Below are 17,732 nucleotides of genomic sequence, written 5' to 3'. Positions count from 1 at the left end.
GTGATCAGCCCTGGGCGGGCGGTGGCAGCGGGGCCAGTTCTTTATGGTCGTAGTGCAGGTGGTCATTGGGATCGGCCCGCATTACCAGCTGGTTTTCATCGGTGATCACCGTCTTGCCGGTGGCGTTATCGATGATGATCGACAGGCTGCCGTCGAGCGTGGCGACGGTGATATGGGTTTCCAGCGCGCCCTTGACCAGGGTCATGCTTTCCACCTCATCGCCATCGATCAGGCTGCCTTGCCATACGGCGCTGCCGGCGGTGTTGCGGGTTTCGCCGAGGGTGGCGCGGGTTGGGCTGCTGTGTCCCGGTAATGCCAGGGAAACCACCTGACCGACCGTCAGGTTGTTGAGCTGCTCTGGGTCAATCTGGGTCAGGTGCTGGGTGATGCCATTGCTCTCGGTTTCCTGCAGCGACTGTGCGTCCCAGAGCGTGGCTTGCAAGGCGCGGGTGTTGGTTGCGGCTGGCTTGGCTTGCAGGGTGGAGACGCCGCTTGCGCCTTGGCGGGCTGGCAGGTTGGCAGGTTGCGCGGCTGGGCTTGCGTTGGGCGTAGGTGATTTACCGTCGGGGGTGTTATTCGATGCCGCTTGGCTTGTCTTTGGCTCAAGGTCAGCCGAGAGCACGACCCCCAAGACGCCGCCGACAATGGCGGTGGCGACTGCGGCTGTAATCCAGCGTTTTGACATGCGACTGCTCCATTAGTCTGGAAAGTTGAAGCAGCGCAGTCTAGGTAGAGCTTTCGCGGTTATTCGCTATGCAGTTCACAAGCAGACGTTGTGGGCCGGAGCAGCTTGATTAATTTGGACGTTGGTCTCAAATCCAGGGTGTGCCACGTCTCGTTTGAAATGGGGCACAGTTCCAGGCGGCTCGCTTATGCCGTTGCTGCGCGGCGCAGCAACGCTATTGTGCTTACTCGGGCATAGCGCTGGCGCCGCGCTTAGGCAGCTGTTCCGGCAGGGCATCCAGGGCTTTGAGCGCCACCTCGCGGCTTGGATAGCTGCCATAGAGCACGGCATAGCGGGTTTCCCCGCCCTTATTGCGTTCGGCCAGGCGCAGCGGCTGTTTGGGATGGCGCTCAAGCAGGGCCTGCATAAATTCGCGGTTACTGCCTTCAACCAGTTGGATGGTGTGGCGGCGCGCTGCAACCTTGGGTTTGCTTTCGCCACCACGGCCATCACCGAGGGTGCTGGGGTCAACAGGTTTGGGGGCTTCGATCAGGGTTTTGCTCGGTGTAGCCGGGATGGCTTTTGCCGGCTGGCGCAGGTCGGTCGCGGGCGTCTCAATGCCCTGATCGAACAAGGCATGGGCCTGCTGCGGTAGATGGTCATAACCGTTAGCCTGGCCGAGCAGGCGCAGATCGCGGTATTTACCCAGGCTCAGGTTGGCCAGGCCGACGCCGTCGCGCGCGACGGTCGGGCGCAGAAATATCATCAGGTTGCGCTTTTGCCGGGCTTCGCGGGTTGAACGGAACAGCCGGCCGAGCCCCGGTATATCGCCGAGCAGCGGCACCTTGCTCTCGCTGCTGGTGATGTCGTCCTGAATCAGGCCGCCGAGCACAATCACCTGGCCGTCATCGGCCAATACGGTGCTTTTGATTGAGCGTTTGTTGGTGACCAGATCCACCGCCTGGGCATTCAGTCCGGTGCTTGGGGCGATGGAGGAGATTTCCTGCTCGATCACCAAGCGCAGGGTGGCGCCTTCATTGATATGCGGGGTGACCTTGAGGGTCACGCCGATGTCCTTGCGTTCGATGGTGGTGAAGGGGTTGCTCGAACCTGCAGCGTCGGTGGTGTAAGAGCCGGTTTGGAACGGCACGTTCTGCCCGACCAGAATTTCGGCGGCCTGGTTGTCCAGGGTCAGCAGCGTGGGGGTGGAGATCAGGTTGCTTTTACCGGTCGAGGACAGTGCGGTGATCAGCGCGCCGAAGTTGTCGTTACCGACCCCGAAAATCGCCCCGTTGGGCAACGCCTTGGCCAGCTCGGCAGGGTTCTCGCTGGCGATGGCGCCAAGCAAGGTGCCGACCGATAGCCCGGTATTGCTGAAGTTGACGCCGCCCAGGCCGCCACCGTTGCGGCCATCGATGGCCCATTGCACACCGAGGGCGTCATTTATATCGCCGGACATCTCGACGATGGCCGCCTCCACCAGCACCTGGGCACGGGGTATATCCAGTTGGCGCACCAGGTCCTCGAACATGTTGACGATATCGGCTTCGGCCATGATGACGATGGCATTAAGGCTTTCGTCGGCGCGAATCATCAGCTTCAGCGGTGCGGCGTTTTCACTGCCCTGGCTCTGGCTCAGGTTGTCGCCAAAATCGCCGAGGGTCTTTGCCATTTCCTTGGCATCACCATGGCGCAGGCGGATAACGCGGGTATTGGTCGAGCGCGAGCTGGGCGTGTCGAGGCTCTGCGCCAGCTTCAACAGGCGCGCGCGGGCGTCGCTGGGGCCGAGCAGCAATAGGCGATTGGCGCGGGTATCGGCAATCACCTGAGCACCGCTGGCCTGGGCGTTTTTCAGTGAGCTGTTGATCACCGCCGCCAGCTCGTGGACCCAGGCATGGCGCAGGTCATAGACGCTGAAGTCGTCCTGATTCTGGCTGTCCAGCTGACGGATGATTTCGTTTATACGGGCGATATTGGCCGGGGTGTCGCTGATGATCAGGCTGTTGGATGACGGCACAGCAGCCAGGTGACCATGGTTGGCCACCAACGGGCGGATCAGCGGCAGCAGGTCGTTGGCGGCGCCATGCTGCACTTGCAGCACGCGGGTTTCCAGGTTGCCGCGACTGCCGGCGGTGGTCTTGGCCTCGCTGCTGGGGATGATGCTCAGCTGATTGCCCTGCGGCATCACGGCGAAACCATGGGTGCTCATCACCGAGAGGAACAGCTTGTAAACCTCGGCGATATTCATCGGCTGCTGGGCAATTACGGTGACCTGACCCTTTACCCGTGGGTCGATGATAAAGGTCTGCCCGCTGATGCTGGAGATCTGCTCAATAAAGTCGCGAATCTCCGCGCTTTGCATGTTGATGGTCCAGCTGTCTTCGCTCTGCGCAGGGGGCTCGGTCGACGCATTGGTCTGACTGGCGATGCTCAGTAGCAGGATGGTGTGCAACAGCAGTAGGCGGAACAGATGGCGCAGGGCAGGCGTGATCATGGCAAGGGCATCAGTATGTGTGGCCGTAATGCACTGCCGCAGCTGACGCAAGGTCGGGCAAGGGAAGGCTGGAGGCGCTGTTCGGACGGGAGAAAACGGCTGCAACCAGCACTGCGAGCAGTGTTGGGGACGCAAGGCTAATGAAAAAAGCCGGCGTATGTTGAGGTGTGATGGCGATCTGCGATGATCGTCACAGTCAGTCGGCGATTTGTTGCCAAGGCGTGATGCGCGCTTCAGTTGGCCGTTGCACTTGCAAGCAGGAACCCGTAGCCAGGTTCCGGAGCAGTTTGTCAGCAGCCTAATTACGGTCGGCCAGGATGCCGACGATAAAGAACACCAGAATCAGCATCGGCGCCAGGGTGAAGTTGTTAAACAAACCCAGACCCTTGGCCAGGTACGGCGTGGCGAAGACGATAAGCAGGCCGTAGCCCACCGCACAGAGCAGCACGAAGATCAGCGTGCGCAAGATAAAATTCATGCTGCTGGTATTGCGCTGCACCCAGGTGTTGATGCCGGGGCCGAACAGCACCAGCAGGGTGGCCATGATCGCCAGGGATATGTCGTAAAGGTGGCTGCGGCTCCAGCGCGACAAGGTGACGATCAGGTCGAGTAGCAGGTCCATCAGGTTTCCTTAGCCATGTTGGCGCATGCGTCAGGGTAGAAAGTGTTGCAGCAGGTCGTTGAGAAACAGCTGGCCTTCGCGGGTGGCGCTCAGACGAGTCGGATCGCTGTGCAGCAGACCGCGCTGCTCGGCCTCCAGGCGCGCGGCAGCGAGCTGGCTGAGCGGCAGGCCGGTGCGCTGAGTGAACAGCTCGCTGGCGACGCCGTCAGTGAGGCGCAGCACATTCATCAGAAATTCGAAGGGCAATTCATCGGCGCTAAGGGCGCGCTCGCCAGCGTTGAAGCGCTTGCTGATGTCGAGGTAGTCCTTGGGCAGGCGGGTTTTCCAGCTACGGCTGATGCTGCCGTCCGGGCTGCTCAGTTTGGCGTGGGCGCCGGCGCCGATGCCGAGGAAGTCGCCAAAGGTCCAGTAATTCAGGTTGTGCCGCGCCGCTTTACCCGCCTGCGCGTAGGCCGAAACTTCGTACTGCATGTAGCCTTCGGCGGCCAACAGGGCTTGGCCGGCCTCCTGAATGTCCCAGAGAATATCGTCCTCGGGCATCACCGGCGGCTGGTTCCAGAACACCGTGTTGGGCTCCACCGTCAGTTGATACCAGGACAGGTGCGTCGGCCCCTGGGCGATGGCGATGCGCAGGTCGCTCAGGGCATCCTCGATGGATTGGTCCGGCAGACCGTGCATCAGATCCAGGTTGAAGTTGTCGAAGCCGGCGGCGCGGGCCATGTCCGCTGCGTGCACAGCTTCATTGCCATCGTGGATGCGTCCCAGGGCGATCAGCTTGGGCGCCTGGAAACTCTGCACGCCAATCGACAGGCGATTGATGCCGAGGCGGCGGTAGTCGCGGAACTTGGCTTGCTCGAAGGTGCCGGGGTTGGCTTCCAGGGTGATTTCGATATCGGCGGCAAACGCCACTCGCTGCTCCACGCCCTCTAGCAGGCGGCCGAGGGCCTTGGCGGAAAATAGGCTGGGGGTGCCGCCGCCGAAAAAGATCGAGCTCAGCGGGCGGTTATAAACCTGCGCCAAATCGGCATCCAGGTCCGCCAGCAGGGCGTCGACATACTCTTCTTCAGGCAACGTTGGCCCGGCGGAGTGGGAGTTGAAGTCGCAATAGGGGCACTTCTTCACGCACCAGGGGATGTGGATATACAGCGCGAGAGGCGGCAGCTCGAAGCCGCTTGTGCTCTCCTCTCCCTCTGGGAGAGGGGCCGGGGGGAGGGTTCTGGGTTCACACCAAACCCAGCCGCTGTTTCAGCAGGGCCATGGCGCGGGCGCGGTGGCTGATCTGGTTTTTCTCGGCTGCCGGCAGCTCGGCGCTGGAGCAGTCGCGCTCGGGCACCCAGAACAGCGGGTCATAGCCAAAGCCTTCCACGCCTTGCGCGGCATGCAGTATGCGTCCGTGCCAGAGGCCTTCGCAGATGATCGGCAGTGGGTCGTCGGCATGTCGCACCAGAGCCAGGCAGCAGACGAACTGCGCGCCGCGTTCAGCATCCGGTACATCCTTCAGCACCTCAAGCAGCTTGGTGTTATTCGCGGCATCGCCTTGACCATCGGCGTAGCGCGCCGAGTAGATGCCCGGCGCGCCGCCGAGAAAGTCCACCGCCAGGCCCGAATCGTCGGCCAGCGCCGGCAGGCCTGACAGCCGCGCGGCATTGCGCGCCTTGAGGATGGCATTTTCGATAAACGACAGGCCGGTTTCTTCCGGCTCGACCATGGTGAACTCGCCCACCGAGCGCACGCGTACGCTGCTGCCGAGCATGGCTTGCAGCTCTTTGAGTTTGCCGGCGTTGTGACTGGCCAGCACCAGTTCGTTGAAATGCATCATGTATTCAGCGCCATCATTCGTCTGGGAAGACTTCCTGGTTGAAATTGAAGCTGTGCGCCGCGCCATCGGCAGCGCGCACGTTGATGGTGAAGCGCAGCAGTTCGCGCTGGGTGAAGTTGAATTGCGCCAGATAATAGATGGCAGCGCCCTCGTTGACCTGCTTGAAGGACAGCGGCTGGCTGCGGCCGACCAGGTCCTTCACTTCGCCGCTGACGCTGGCGCTGCTGGCGGTACCGGCCTTGAGCACGGAAATGTTCACCACGCCCTGGGTCTTGCTGCGTACCAGGCCGTTGGCAGCGGCGACATCCGGCTGCAGAAAGCCGGAGTTGAAGGCGATGTAGTGCACGTCGAGATCGCCGAAGCTTTGCTTGCGTTCGGCAAGCGCCGGCAGGCTCAGGCACAGGGCGATAAACAGTAGTGCGATGCGACGCATAGGGTTCTCCAGATAGACGGCGGCCTACGATAAGGCCGCTTAATTGGCATCCTGGGCGCTCGGCCCGCTGATCCGGTAAATGCCGATCTCACCTAACAGATTAGGCCAGATACGGCTGGCCCAGCCATGCCGGTGGTCACGGTCCACGGCCAGGCGGTCCATGACTTTCGCGCCTTGGTCATGACACAGCTTTTCGAAGTCTTCGAAGGTGCAAAAGTGGATATTCGGCGTGTTGTACCAGGTGTAGGGCAGGAAGTCCGAGACCGGCATGCGGCCCTTGCTCGCCAGGTACCAGCGGCAGTGCCAGTGGCCGAAGTTGGGAAAGGTAATGATGCAGGTCTTGCCGACGCGCAGCATCTCCGCCAACACCCTGTCCGGGTAATGCAGGGCTTGCAGCGACTGGGTCATGACTACCACGTCGAAGCTGTTGCTGGCGAAGTTGCCCAGACCTTTGTCGAGGTCCTGTTCGATCACGTTGACGCCCTTGCTGACGCACTGGGCAATGTTGTCCGCATCGATTTCCAAACCGTAGCCGAACACCTGCCTGTGTTCGGCCAGCCAGGCCAGCAGCTCGCCATTGCCGCAACCCAAGTCGAGCACACGGCTGCCAGCGGGAATCCACTCTTGGATGATGTCGAGATCCGCGCGCATGGTTACACCTTAATCCGTTTCATATAGCTGTCGAATGCCTGCAGGTAGCGCGGGATCGGCATCAAAAAGGCGTCGTGACCCTGAGGTGCATCGATTTCCAGGTAGCAGACGTTTTTTCGCGCAGCGGTCAACGCATCGACAATTTCCCGCGAGCGCGCCGGCGAGAAGCGCCAGTCGGTGGTGAAGGACATCACGCAGAAGTCGGCGCTGACGTGGGCCAGGGTCTTGGCCAAGTCGCCGTCAAATGCTGCAGCCGGATCGAAGTAGTCCAGCGCTTTGGTCATCAACAGGTAGGTGTTGGCGTCAAAGCGGCCGGAGAATTCTTCGCCCTGATAGCGCAGGTAGCTTTCCACCTGAAACTCGACGCTGTGGAAGTCGTAGTTGAGCTTCTCGCTCTTTAGCCCCCGGCCGAATTTCTCACCCATGGCGTCGTCCGACAGGTAGGTGATGTGGCCGACCATGCGCGCCAGCATCAGCCCGCGCTTGGGGATCACGCCCTGTTCCTGGAAGTGCCCACCATGAAATTGCGGGTCGGTGAGGATCGCCTGGCGCGCCACTTCGTTGAAGGCGATGTTCTGCGCCGACAGCTTGGGCGCCGAGGCAATTGCCAGGCAGTGACGCACGCGTTCGGGGTAGCTGATGGTCCATTGCATGGCCTGCATGCCGCCCAGGCTACCGCCGATCACCGCTGCCCACTGCTGGATACCGAGGTTGTCGGCCAGCCGCGCCTGGCTGTGCACCCAGTCTTCTACGGTCATCACCGGGAAGTCGGCGCCGAAGGGTTTGCCGGTCGCCGGGTTGATGCTGCTGGGGCCGGTGGAGCCGTTGCAGCCGCCGAGGTTGTTCAGGCTGACCACGAAGAACTTGTTGGTGTCGATCGGCTTGCCGGGGCCGATGCAGCTGTCCCACCAACCCGGTTTACGGTCTTCTGCGCTGTGATAACCGGCGGCATGGTGGTGACCGGACAGGGCGTGGCAGATCAGCACGGCGTTGCTGGCCGTGGCATTTAGCTGGCCGTAGGTTTCGAAGACCAATTGGTAGTCGGCCAGGCTGCGCCCGCAGGCCAGCGCCAGAGGTTCTGCGAACTGCACAACCTGCGGGGTTACCAGGCCAACAGAGTCTTGGGGAAAGGCAGTCGACATCGACCCTGCTCGCAATAAAGGAAGAGCCGCAGTCTAAAGAGCGCCGCCCCAGGCGGCAAGAACAGTGCTAGGTTCCGCTAGGAATGCATTGTTTGATCTGTAATGCCCACTCGGGAATTTCGCTATCCGCTGCGTACGTTTTGCAGAGCATTCCTTCACGGGTGCGAAATAGAAGACGGGGATCTTGATCGTTGACCGAGTTGTCGTAGACATAAAGTCGATCAACTAAAGCGGCCAGAGCCACGCAGTTGGCAATGGATTTTGTGTAGCGCGCGACAATCTTACTGATGGGGACCTCATGGCCACCATCCATGTAGCGGTATGTGATCCGATAAGCATTGATAGCAGGGTGAGAGGTACTGACGAAGAACACTCTGACAAAGAATCCAGCGTCTGCAGCGCGCTGGATAAAATCGAGCTTGTCTTCGGTGGATAGGACTGTTTCAAATGCCAGGCTGCGCTTCTCGACTAAGCATTGTTCGCGCAGGCGTTCTGATTTCTCGGCGGCCTGTTTGAACGCGTCCTCCGAGTTCCAGCCACCAAACTCATCCTGCGCAATTTCATCTGGGTTTACGAAGGTGCAGTCAGATAGCCAATGGTGTTTGCGCAGCATTTCAGTGATGGATGTTTTGCCGGAGCCATTAGGGCCGGCAAACACTAACAGCTTGGGTCTGACTTCAGGCATTGCGCTGCGTGCGCGCAGCCTTGGGCTTATGCTTGGCTTTGATCGCGCGTGCCAATGATTCGGTAAGCAGGCTGTCTACGCGAGCAACCCTGTTATGGGCTGTTTGACGTACTTGCGACATTAGCTTGGAGAGCTGCACGTCACTTGGGTCGTCTTGGCTCGCAACCAAGTCAAAAGAGCTATTCATTTTCAGTACCCCTCAAGCATCTTTCCTACACGTCAGCATAAGAGCTTCATTAGTGAAAGCCAACAGCGCTATTCGCCGACGCTGTGCGCGCGTGCGGCCCCAGGTAGGTTGACCACTTTGCCCTGGCGCTGCACGGGGGCAGGGCGGCGCAGGATGCGCAGCATCTCGTTGGCCTGCGCCAGTTGTTGTTCCAGTTCGCTGCTGTAGCGCGCGAGTTGCTGGCCACGCTGGCGCGACTGCTGGGTTTCCTGGGCTAGGGCCTTGAGGCGCAGCATGTGGGTTTCCAGCAATTGCTTGTGTTCCAGGGTGTGTTGCATCAGTGGCATCAGCGCATCGCTGGCCCACTGCTCGGCTTCCTGGCGCATGCGTTGGTGCAGGCCGATCACCTCCTGCACCAGGGTGGCGAAGAAGCGTTTGGTCAGGCTGCGCTGTTCGGTCAGCAGGGTTTTCAGCTGCAGGCGGAACTGGTCGGCCTTGGTCTGCTGCTGCTTGAGTTCACGCAGGTAGCGCTTGATGTTGAACTGCGGGGCATCGACGCCGTGCAGCGGGTTCTCTTCGTTATGCCGGCGGTAGATGGCCGCGACCATCTTGTTGGCCATCTCGGCTTCCTGCGCCAGGTTGTGCAGGTCCTGCTCCACACTACGGAAGAAGTGCAGGATGGCCTGGTTGATGCCCAGGGTGGTCCAGCTGCCGGTGAGGTTCTTGCGCACCTTGTTCAGGTGTTCGTCCAGGCGTTCGCTGCGCGAGGCGTGACGCAGCAGGTCGCCCTGACGCTTGAGCAGGCGCTGGTTGGTTTTCAGGCCAAGCAGGCGTTTGTGGTGCTGGCTGTGGTCTTCCTTGGTCTTGGCAGTCAGCTCGAACAGCATCTGGCCGTTGTCGTGCTGGTGGTTGCTCAGCAGCGCTTGCTGTTCGTTGACCTTTTCCAGGCGCAGGTTGAGCACATGCTGACTGTTCTGCAGCAGCTTCAGCACCTGATTGACCACGCGGTCTTCGAGCAGGCGTTCCTTCTGCGCGATGATACGCTCGCAGAGCAGGTTCTCCAGGTTGCTCATCTGGCTGCGGGCCAGCAGCTCCGGGTCCTTGCGCACCTTGGCCAACATTGCTTGCTTGGCCGATAGCGGCAGTACGTCCTCAACGCGGATGCCGAGCTGGCGCGCGGTGCTGGTCTGGATCTGGCGGATGGCGTTCTGCACAAAGGCCTCGCCGGCCAGGTCATCCCAGAGCACGTCGATCTTGTTCAGCACGGCAAACAGGCTGGTCTGGGTGTCTTCGTCGAGTTGGCGGATATGTTGCTGCCACACGGCCATATCGCTGGCGGTCACCCCGGTATCAGCGGACAGCAGGAAGATGATCGCCTGGGCGTTGGGCAGCATCGACAGGGTCAGTTCCGGTTCGCTACCCAGGGCGTTCAGGCCGGGGGTGTCGAGGATGCGCAAACCCTGGCGCAGCAGTGGGTGGTCGAAGTTGACCATGGCGTGGCGCCAGGCTGGTACCAGCACTTCGCCGCGCTTATGGGTGCTTTCCAGCATGTCCGGGTGAAAGCCTAGGGCAATCGCCTGTTCGACCGGCATGGGTTTGGTGCGCGCAACCTGGACAAAGGCCTGGACCATATTGTCCGGGTCGCTGAGGTCCAGCGGGATATTCACCCAGTGCCGGGGAATACGTTTGAACTGCGCCACGCTGGCCTCGGACACGCGGGTCTCGATGGGCAGCAGGCGAATATAGGAGCGTTCCGAGCGTGGGTCGAAGAACAGCTCGGTGGGGCACATGGTGGTGCGCCCAGCCTGGGACGGCAGCATGCGCTGGCCGTAGGAGGAGAAGAACAGGCTGTTGATCAGCTCGGTCTTGCCGCGCGAGAACTCGCCGACAAAAGCCAGGGTGATGTGGTCGGTGCGCAGCAGCTTCAGCGCGCGCTCAAGCTTGGCTTCTACGGCCTCGGAGTTCAGCCGATTAGTCACCAGCCAGCTGCGGTAGCGGGTGATTTCGCGCATCAGCTCGCGCTTCCAGGTGACGTAAGCATCGACCTGCTGACTGAGACGTTCCATGCTCATCCTGGCTTTCCTCCGGTTGGCGCATCCATTGTGGGGCGACTGGGGCTATACGGCACCCAGGTTAAGTCGGGCACACATTGAACAATGCCGCACAGCGAGAACATGCGGCTGGTAACGCTTCAAAGCCTGTGGAATTACGCCAGAGCCACGACGTTCGTGGATTGACCTGTCTGGCATTATGCGGGTCGCAGCCATGGCGTCAATTGCAGGTTGTCGCACGCCCGCCTTATGGTCGGTCAGGGTGACCAGGCGGTCATGGCCGGCCGCTGGGAGCAGGCCTTTGCCGTCCCAGCGTCAATGCACTGTCAGACCGCCAAACTTAGGCCTTTGTACATGCCGGTCATGATCGCCAGGTTGCGGATCACCAGCATGTCGATCAGGTTGAGCAGCAGAAACGCGACGATTGGCGACAGGTCCAGCCCACCCATGCTTGGCAGGATGCGGCGGATCGGCGACAGCAGCGGTTCACAGATCTGGTTGATCAGCATGGCGGTGGGGTTATGGCTGCCCTGGGCGACCCAGGACAGGATCACACTGATGATCAGGGCAAAGAAGAACACCTTGAGAAACAGTGCGGTGACGCCAATGATCGACCACACCAGCAGTTGCAGCGGATTGTCCAGGCCATAACCTAGCAACAGCAGGGTCACGGCCATCAGCAGCAGTTGCACCAGTATCGCCAGCACCAGCGAGGCTAAATCAAGGCCGGCCAGGCTCGGAATGATTTTGCGCAGCGGTTTCAGCAGCGGGTGGGTGGCGCGCACGATGAATTGGCTGACCGGGTTGTAGAAGTCTGCCCGCACCAGTTGCAGGATAAAGCGCAGCAGCACGATCAGCAGGTACAGACTGCCAATGGTCTGCAGGATATAAACGGCGGCGGTGTTGAGTCCGATCATTTTCGTTCCTTATTGGCCGAGTTGTTCGGCCAGCTCGGCAGAGCGGTGGGCGGCGGCGTTCAGGGCTTTTTCGACCAGGGCTTCGAAGCCATCGGCCTGAAAGGTGTTGATCGCTGCTTCGGTGGTGCCGGCTGGTGAGGTGACCCGGCGGCGCAGTTCGCTGGCTTCGACATCGCTGGCCACGGCCATGCGCGCGGCGCCAAGGGCGGTGTGCAAGGTCAGCTGGGCGGCGGTTTCACGCGGCAGGCCGAGTTTCTCGCCGGCGGCGGTCATGGCTTCGATCAGCAGAAAGAAATACGCCGGGCCGCTGCCGGACACGGCGGTCACGGCATCGATCTGTTCTTCCTTATCCAGCCACAGCGCCAGGCCGACGGCGCTAAGCAGTTGTTCGGCCTGTTGGCGTTGGGTCGGCGAAACCTGCGCATTGCCGTACAGGCCGCTGACGCCCTGACGCAGCAGCGCTGGGGTGTTGGGCATGCAGCGCACGATGGCGCGCGGGCCCAGCCAGTTTTCCAGGCTGGCGCAGCTGATGCCGGCGGCAATCGATACCACCAGTTGCTGCTCGCCGATATGCGCGGCCAAATCCAGACACACTTCTTTCATTACCTGCGGCTTGATCGACAGCACGATCACGTCCGCACCCTGAATCGCTTCGGCATTGCTGGCAAAGGTTTCAATGCCATGCTCGGCGCTGATCTTGCTGCGCTGTTCGGCGCCACGGTCACTGGCGCGAATGGTGCTGGCGTCGATGCCCTGGGCACGTAGGCCGCCGATCAGGCTGGCGGCCATATTGCCTGCGCCAATAAAGGCAATGCGGGGAGTGGTCATAACGGGCTTCCTTAATAAAGCTGAAGACAAACTCAATCAGTTGCTGCTGTAGTCGCGTGCGCCGAACAATGCGGTGCCGATGCGCACCCAGGTCGCGCCTTCGGCAATCGCCGCTTCCAGGTCATGGCTCATGCCCATGGACAAGGTGTCGAGGCTCAGGTTCAGGCCTTGCTGCAGCTCGCGCAAGCGGGCGAAGGCGGCGCGTTGCTCGTAGGGGTCATCAGTAGGCTCGGGGATTGTCATCAATCCACGCAGGCGCAGGTTGGGCAGTTGTGTAACCGCTTGTGCCAGGGCCGTTAGCTCATCTGGGTTGCAGCCAGATTTGCTGGCCTCACCGCTGACATTCACCTGCAGGCAGATATTCAGCGCTGGCAGATGGGGTGGACGCTGATCAGACAGGCGCTGGGCAATTTTCAGACGATCCACCGAATGCACCCAGGCGAAGTGCTCGGCGATGGGTTTGGTTTTGTTGGATTGGATCGGCCCGATAAAGTGCCAGGTCAGCGGCAGATCGCTCAGTTCGACCTGCTTTTCCAGGGCTTCTTGCAGGTAGTTCTCGCCAAAATCGGTGGCGCCGGCGGCAAATGCCTGGCGAATCGCCGCCGCCGGTTTGGTTTTGCTCACCGCGAGCAGGCCAACAGTCGCACAATCTCGCTGCGAGGCTTGCGCCGCCTCACGGATGCGCACTCCGACCTTTGCAATATTCTCTGCTATCGTGGACATTACTTGCGCCCGCCGCCTGGGTTTTGCGGCATTCTACCTGCTTGTCTGTCATTAGGGAGTCCCATGGATATCACTGAATTGCTGGCCTTCAGCGCCAAGCAAGGTGCATCGGACCTGCATCTCTCCGCTGGCCTGCCTCCGATGATTCGGGTCGACGGTGATGTTCGCCGGATCAATTTGCCTGCGCTGGACCATAAACAGGTGCATGCACTGATCTACGACATCATGAACGACAAGCAGCGCAAGGATTTCGAGGAGTTCCTCGAGACCGACTTTTCCTTCGAAGTGCCGGGCGTTGCGCGCTTCCGGGTTAACGCCTTCAACCAGAACCGTGGTTCTGGCGCGGTATTCCGCACCATTCCGTCGAAAGTGCTGAGCATGGAAGACCTCGGCATGGGCGAGATCTTCCGCAAGATTTCCGATGTGCCGCGCGGCCTGGTGCTGGTGACCGGGCCGACCGGCTCGGGCAAGTCGACCACCCTGGCGGCGATGCTTGACTATATAAACAGCAACAAATACCACCACATCCTCACCGTCGAAGACCCAATTGAATTCGTGCACGAATCAAAGAAGTGCCTGATCAACCAGCGTGAGGTGCACCGCGACACCCTCGGCTTCTCCGAAGCCCTGCGCTCGGCGCTGCGCGAAGACCCGGACATCATCCTGGTTGGTGAGATGCGTGACCTAGAAACCATCCGCCTGGCCCTGACCGCAGCGGAAACCGGTCACCTGGTGTTCGGCACCCTGCACACCACCTCGGCGGCCAAGACCATCGACCGCGTGGTCGACGTATTTCCGGCCGAAGAGAAATCCATGGTTCGTTCCATGCTCTCCGAGTCGCTGCAATCGGTAATCTCACAGACCCTGCTGAAGAAGATTGGCGGCGGCCGCGTGGCAGCCCACGAAATCATGATTGGCACCCCGGCCATTCGTAACCTGATCCGTGAGGACAAGGTGGCGCAGATGTACTCGGCGATCCAGACTGGCGGCTCGCTGGGTATGCAGACCCTCGACTCTTGCCTTAAGACCCTGGTTTCCAAAGGCATCGTCAGCCGCGAAGCGGCGCGTGAGAAAGCCAAAACGCCAGAAAATTTCTAAATCGACAGTACCCAGCGGGCAATCGCCTGTCGGGTTTAGCCCAGCGGCAATCCACGCGCCTGCCGCTGGCTTTTGCATAACCGCGTGATGCACATGGGCGAACAACGATGGAATTCGAAAAACTGCTGCGCCTGATGGTGGAAAAGGGCGGCTCCGACCTGTTTATTACTGCGGGCGTGCCGCCGTCGATGAAGGTCAACGGCAAGATCATGCCGATTACCAAGACCCCCATGTCGCCGGAGCAGACCCGTGAAACCGTGCACGCGGTGATGAACGAGCAGCAGCGCCGCGACTTTACCGAAAACCACGAATGTAACTTCGCCATCAGTGCTCGTGGCGTTGGCCGTTTCCGTGTGAGTGCCTTCTACCAGCGCAACCTGGCCGGCATGGTGCTACGACGTATCGAGACCAATATCCCGACGCTGGACGAGCTGAAACTGCCGGAAATCCTCAAGAAGCTGGCCCTGACCAAGCGCGGCCTGGTGCTGTTTGTTGGTGCGACCGGTACCGGTAAATCGACTTCCCTGGCGGCGATGATTGGCTACCGCAACAAGAACAGCAGCGGTCATATCATCTCCATCGAAGACCCGATCGAATATATCCACCAGCACCAGAGCTGCATCGTCACTCAGCGTGAAGTGGGTATCGACACCGAGTCCTTCGAAGTGGCGCTGAAAAACACCCTGCGCCAGGCGCCGGACGTGATTCTGATCGGTGAGGTGCGTACCCGCGAGACTATGGATCACGCCGTGGCCTTCGCCGAAACCGGTCACCTGTGCCTGGCCACCCTGCACGCCAACAACGCTAACCAGGCGCTGGACCGCATCATCAACTTCTTCCCGGCCGACCGGCAGAACCAGGTGTGGATGGATCTGTCACTCAATCTCAAAGCCATTGTTGCTCAGCAACTGATTCCGACCCCAGATGGCAAGGGCCGCCGTGCGGTGATTGAGGTGTTGATCAACACCCCGCTGGCTGCCGACCTGATCCGCAAGGGCGAGGTGCACGAGCTCAAGACGTTGATGAAGCGTTCCACCGAGCTGGGTATGCAGACCTTCGACCAGGCGCTGTACAACCTCTACAGCCAGGGCGAGATCACCTACGAGGATGCGCTGCTGTATGCGGACTCGGCTAACGATCTGCGCCTGATGATCAAGCTCGGCTCGGAAACCGATGGCGATCACCTGAGCAGCATGGCCCAGGGCTTGTCGCTGGAAATCAGCGAGGACGATCCGGGTCGGCGTTTCCGCTGACTGCTGGCGGCTTCGCGCGGGTGTGGCGAATGCGTTTGCCGTCCTGGCGCGATACCGCTTCGGCTTGGCCATCGCGTTGTGCGCCGGCGCGGGCCTGGCTCATCAGCTGCGGAATCAGTAGGCCTTCCGGCAGATTCTTCCAGAAGCGTACCGGCATGCTGGTTTCCAGTGCGCTGCGATTCAGTCGCGCCGGGTTAAAGGTGCTGCCGTAATAGGCCAGCCATAACGCTTCTCCCTCATCTTCGGGCGCTTGCGCCAGGCGTTGCCACTCACTCGGGCATGGGCGCTGGTAGTGCAGGCGCTGGCCATCCCAATACACCCCGTCATCCGGTGTGGCAATCAACCAGCGAGTGCGCCCTAGGCGCTCGGCAAAGTGTCCGCTGGCGCTGGGCAGAATGTCATGGGCGGGTTCATGCCAGGCCACCAGCTGTGGTCCTTCGGCGTTTTCCGGGCGCGGATGAAAGCGCAGAAAGGCATGCAGATGGTGGGCCTCGCGGCGCACTGCCTTGAGTCGTTTATGCAGCTGGCTGCCGTCGGCATCCCCCGCCAGCATGGCGGCGCGATCACCCTGGGCAACCCGCCAGAGAATTCGATAGAGCAGGCTCCAGCGATCCTCGACGCAAAAGCGTGCGGCGCTCTGCAACAGTTCAAGCAGCTGTTTGGGGATGCGCGGCGCAGGGCTTGTCACGGTGGGACTGAGGTTTATCGGTGCCTGGTCGAACAACCCACCGCTGTCGCCATCGCCCAGCCAGGTGACTTGGTGCGGCGGCACGCCCTGCTGCAATAGGCTTCTGGCGACCTCGCGCCAGCCGGCAAAACTGCCGTCGAACTGCGCGCCGTGCATTACCACAGCGCCATCTGTGCGGGCGTTTCACTGAGCTGCTGACGCAACAGCAGGGATTCACGGCTGGCCTGCAGGGGCCGGTAGTCCTGGGTGACGATAAAGGGTTTGGCTTTCTCCAGGGCGCAGCGCAGGCGCGTTAGGTCCTCGAAGCGGATGCGCTTCTGTCTGCGCAGTGCGACCAGGCGTTTCGCGCTGAGCACGCCGATCCCCGGCACGCGGGCGATCATCGAAGGTTCCGCGCGGTTGAGGTCGACCGGAAAATGCTCGCGGTTGTTCAGTGCCCAAGCCAGTTTCGGGTCAATATCCAGGGCCAGATTGCCGGGGCCGCTGAGCAGTTCGTCCACCGCGAAGCCGTAGCCGCGCAGCAGAAAATCGGCCTGATACAGGCGGTGCTCGCGCAGCAAGGGCGGTGCTTCGAACGGCACGGTGTTCGGGCTTTGCGGGATTGGGCTGAACGCTGAGTAGTAGACCCGGCGCAGGCGGTAGTCGCCGTAAAGCGAGGCGGCGGTGTGCAGGATGGTGCTGTCATCGGTGGCGTCGGCACCAATGATCATTTGTGTGCTTTGCCCTGCCGGGGCAAAACGCGGCGCGCGTTTTTCCGCGCGGGCTTCGCTCTCGCCTTGATGAATCGAGTGCATGGCCTGTTTGATGGTAAGCACCTTTTTCTCCGGAGCCAGGCGAATCAGGCTGCTCTCGGTGGGCAGTTCGATATTTACGCTAAGGCGGTCGGCGTAGCGCCCTGCTTCGGCGATCAACAGCGGGTCGGCGTCGGGGATGGTCTTGAGGTGGATATAGCCGCGAAACTCGTGCTCTTCGCGCAGCAGTTTGGCCACGCGAATCAGCTGCTCCATGGTGTAGTCGGCCGAGCGGATGATCCCGGAGCTGAGAAACAGCCCGCTGATGCAGTTGCGCTTGTAGAAGTCGAGGGTCAGGGTCACCACTTCTTCCGGGGTAAAGCGCGCGCGTGGTACGTCACTGGAGCGGCGGTTGACGCAGTACTGGCAGTCATACAGGCAGAAGTTGGTCAGCAGGATCTTCAGCAACGCCACGCAGCGCCCGTCCGGGGTGAAGCTGTGGCAGATGCCCATGCCGTTGGTCGAGCCGATCCCGCTTTTGCCTTTGGAGCTGCGGTTGGGCGCGCCACTGCTGGCGCAGGAGGCGTCGTACTTGGCGGCATCGGCGAGGACAGTGAGTTTTTCGATCAGCTGCATGGGTGTGCCTGGTTAGCTGTTTATGCATACAGTATTTAGCAATACTGAGCAGGCTTCAAGCGCTGATATGGCACTGCGTACAACGGATTTCCCCGGGCGGCGAACCTTGCGTAGAGTGTGGCGTCAAAGTC

The 17,732-nt window shown here is 60.9% G+C and carries 17 protein-coding genes; 2 read left to right on the top strand and 15 right to left on the bottom strand.

The window, feature by feature from the left end:
• Nucleotides 1-4 precede the first annotated feature (4 nt).
• The 13 genes from bamI to AC0T4W_RS19125 all read right to left on the bottom strand — a co-directional run bounded on the left by bamI (nucleotide 5) and on the right by AC0T4W_RS19125 (nucleotide 13,195).
• Nucleotides 5-685, bottom strand: a complete 681-nt coding sequence (gene bamI / locus AC0T4W_RS19185) for a biofilm-associated metzincin protease inhibitor BamI (protein WP_476321711.1) — start codon at nucleotides 683-685, stop codon at nucleotides 5-7.
• A 223-nt stretch (nucleotides 686-908) separates the two neighbouring features.
• On the bottom strand, nucleotides 909-3,158 hold the full coding sequence (gene gspD, locus AC0T4W_RS19180; protein WP_476321709.1) for a type II secretion system secretin GspD: 2,250 nt from the start codon (nucleotides 3,156-3,158) through the stop codon (nucleotides 909-911).
• Nucleotides 3,159-3,456: 298 nt separating this feature from the next.
• Nucleotides 3,457-3,780, bottom strand: a complete 324-nt coding sequence (locus AC0T4W_RS19175; RefSeq protein ID WP_476321707.1) for a DUF3392 domain-containing protein — start codon at nucleotides 3,778-3,780, stop codon at nucleotides 3,457-3,459.
• A gap of 30 nt (nucleotides 3,781-3,810) precedes the next feature.
• Nucleotides 3,811-4,941, bottom strand: a complete 1,131-nt coding sequence (gene hemW / locus AC0T4W_RS19170; RefSeq protein WP_476323804.1) for a radical SAM family heme chaperone HemW — start codon at nucleotides 4,939-4,941, stop codon at nucleotides 3,811-3,813.
• A gap of 61 nt (nucleotides 4,942-5,002) precedes the next feature.
• Nucleotides 5,003-5,599 (bottom strand): RdgB/HAM1 family non-canonical purine NTP pyrophosphatase, encoded by a 597-nt coding sequence (rdgB, locus tag AC0T4W_RS19165; protein ID WP_476321705.1) that lies wholly within the window; start codon nucleotides 5,597-5,599, stop codon nucleotides 5,003-5,005.
• A 13-nt stretch (nucleotides 5,600-5,612) separates the two neighbouring features.
• Nucleotides 5,613-6,032 carry a DUF4426 domain-containing protein gene (locus AC0T4W_RS19160; protein ID WP_476321703.1) on the bottom strand — a complete coding sequence of 140 codons (420 nt, stop codon included), beginning with the start codon at nucleotides 6,030-6,032 and terminating at the stop codon, nucleotides 5,613-5,615.
• 39 nt (nucleotides 6,033-6,071) lie between these two features.
• Nucleotides 6,072-6,683, bottom strand: coding sequence for a methionine biosynthesis protein MetW (gene metW, locus AC0T4W_RS19155; RefSeq protein ID WP_476321701.1), 612 nt, complete (start codon nucleotides 6,681-6,683; stop codon nucleotides 6,072-6,074).
• 2 nt (nucleotides 6,684-6,685) lie between these two features.
• Complete coding sequence (gene metX / locus AC0T4W_RS19150; protein WP_476321699.1) at nucleotides 6,686-7,825, bottom strand: homoserine O-succinyltransferase MetX; 1,140 nt, start codon at nucleotides 7,823-7,825, stop codon at nucleotides 6,686-6,688.
• A gap of 67 nt (nucleotides 7,826-7,892) precedes the next feature.
• A complete protein-coding gene (locus tag AC0T4W_RS19145; RefSeq protein WP_476321697.1) occupies nucleotides 7,893-8,510 on the bottom strand; it encodes an ATPase in 618 nt (205 codons plus the stop codon).
• A gap of 255 nt (nucleotides 8,511-8,765) precedes the next feature.
• The gene (locus AC0T4W_RS19140; RefSeq protein WP_476321695.1) at nucleotides 8,766-10,748 is read right to left on the bottom strand and encodes a dynamin family protein; all 1,983 of its coding nucleotides are present in this window, start codon (nucleotides 10,746-10,748) and stop codon (nucleotides 8,766-8,768) included.
• A 305-nt stretch (nucleotides 10,749-11,053) separates the two neighbouring features.
• Nucleotides 11,054-11,644, bottom strand: coding sequence for a YggT family protein (locus tag AC0T4W_RS19135; RefSeq protein WP_476321693.1), 591 nt, complete (start codon nucleotides 11,642-11,644; stop codon nucleotides 11,054-11,056).
• A 9-nt stretch (nucleotides 11,645-11,653) separates the two neighbouring features.
• Nucleotides 11,654-12,472 (bottom strand): pyrroline-5-carboxylate reductase, encoded by an 819-nt coding sequence (gene proC, locus AC0T4W_RS19130; RefSeq protein WP_476321691.1) that lies wholly within the window; start codon nucleotides 12,470-12,472, stop codon nucleotides 11,654-11,656.
• A gap of 36 nt (nucleotides 12,473-12,508) precedes the next feature.
• Nucleotides 12,509-13,195: a YggS family pyridoxal phosphate-dependent enzyme gene (locus tag AC0T4W_RS19125; RefSeq protein WP_476321689.1), complete on the bottom strand. Its 687-nt coding sequence runs from the start codon at nucleotides 13,193-13,195 to the stop codon at nucleotides 12,509-12,511.
• A 63-nt stretch (nucleotides 13,196-13,258) separates the two neighbouring features.
• On the opposite strand from AC0T4W_RS19125, the gene AC0T4W_RS19120 reads away from it, so the two are divergent.
• Both AC0T4W_RS19120 and AC0T4W_RS19115 read left to right on the top strand, forming a co-directional pair.
• Nucleotides 13,259-14,293, top strand: coding sequence for a type IV pilus twitching motility protein PilT (locus AC0T4W_RS19120; RefSeq protein ID WP_090240439.1), 1,035 nt, complete (start codon nucleotides 13,259-13,261; stop codon nucleotides 14,291-14,293).
• 107 nt (nucleotides 14,294-14,400) lie between these two features.
• Nucleotides 14,401-15,546, top strand: a complete 1,146-nt coding sequence (locus AC0T4W_RS19115; protein WP_476321687.1) for a PilT/PilU family type 4a pilus ATPase — start codon at nucleotides 14,401-14,403, stop codon at nucleotides 15,544-15,546.
• Here the strand turns inward: AC0T4W_RS19115 and AC0T4W_RS19110 are convergent.
• Nucleotides 15,512-16,390 (bottom strand): TIGR03915 family putative DNA repair protein, encoded by an 879-nt coding sequence (locus AC0T4W_RS19110; protein WP_476321685.1) that lies wholly within the window; start codon nucleotides 16,388-16,390, stop codon nucleotides 15,512-15,514. The two genes, AC0T4W_RS19115 and AC0T4W_RS19110, sit on opposite strands and share 35 nt — an antisense overlap.
• A complete protein-coding gene (locus tag AC0T4W_RS19105) occupies nucleotides 16,390-17,601 on the bottom strand; it encodes a putative DNA modification/repair radical SAM protein (protein WP_476321683.1) in 1,212 nt (403 codons plus the stop codon). Before AC0T4W_RS19105 ends, AC0T4W_RS19110 begins: the two co-directional genes overlap by 1 nt.
• Nucleotides 17,602-17,732 lie beyond the last annotated feature (131 nt).

It is taken from the genome of Pseudomonas sp. C7.1, assembly GCF_056312395.1.
This window is presented reverse-complemented; position numbering and strand designations above follow the sequence as displayed.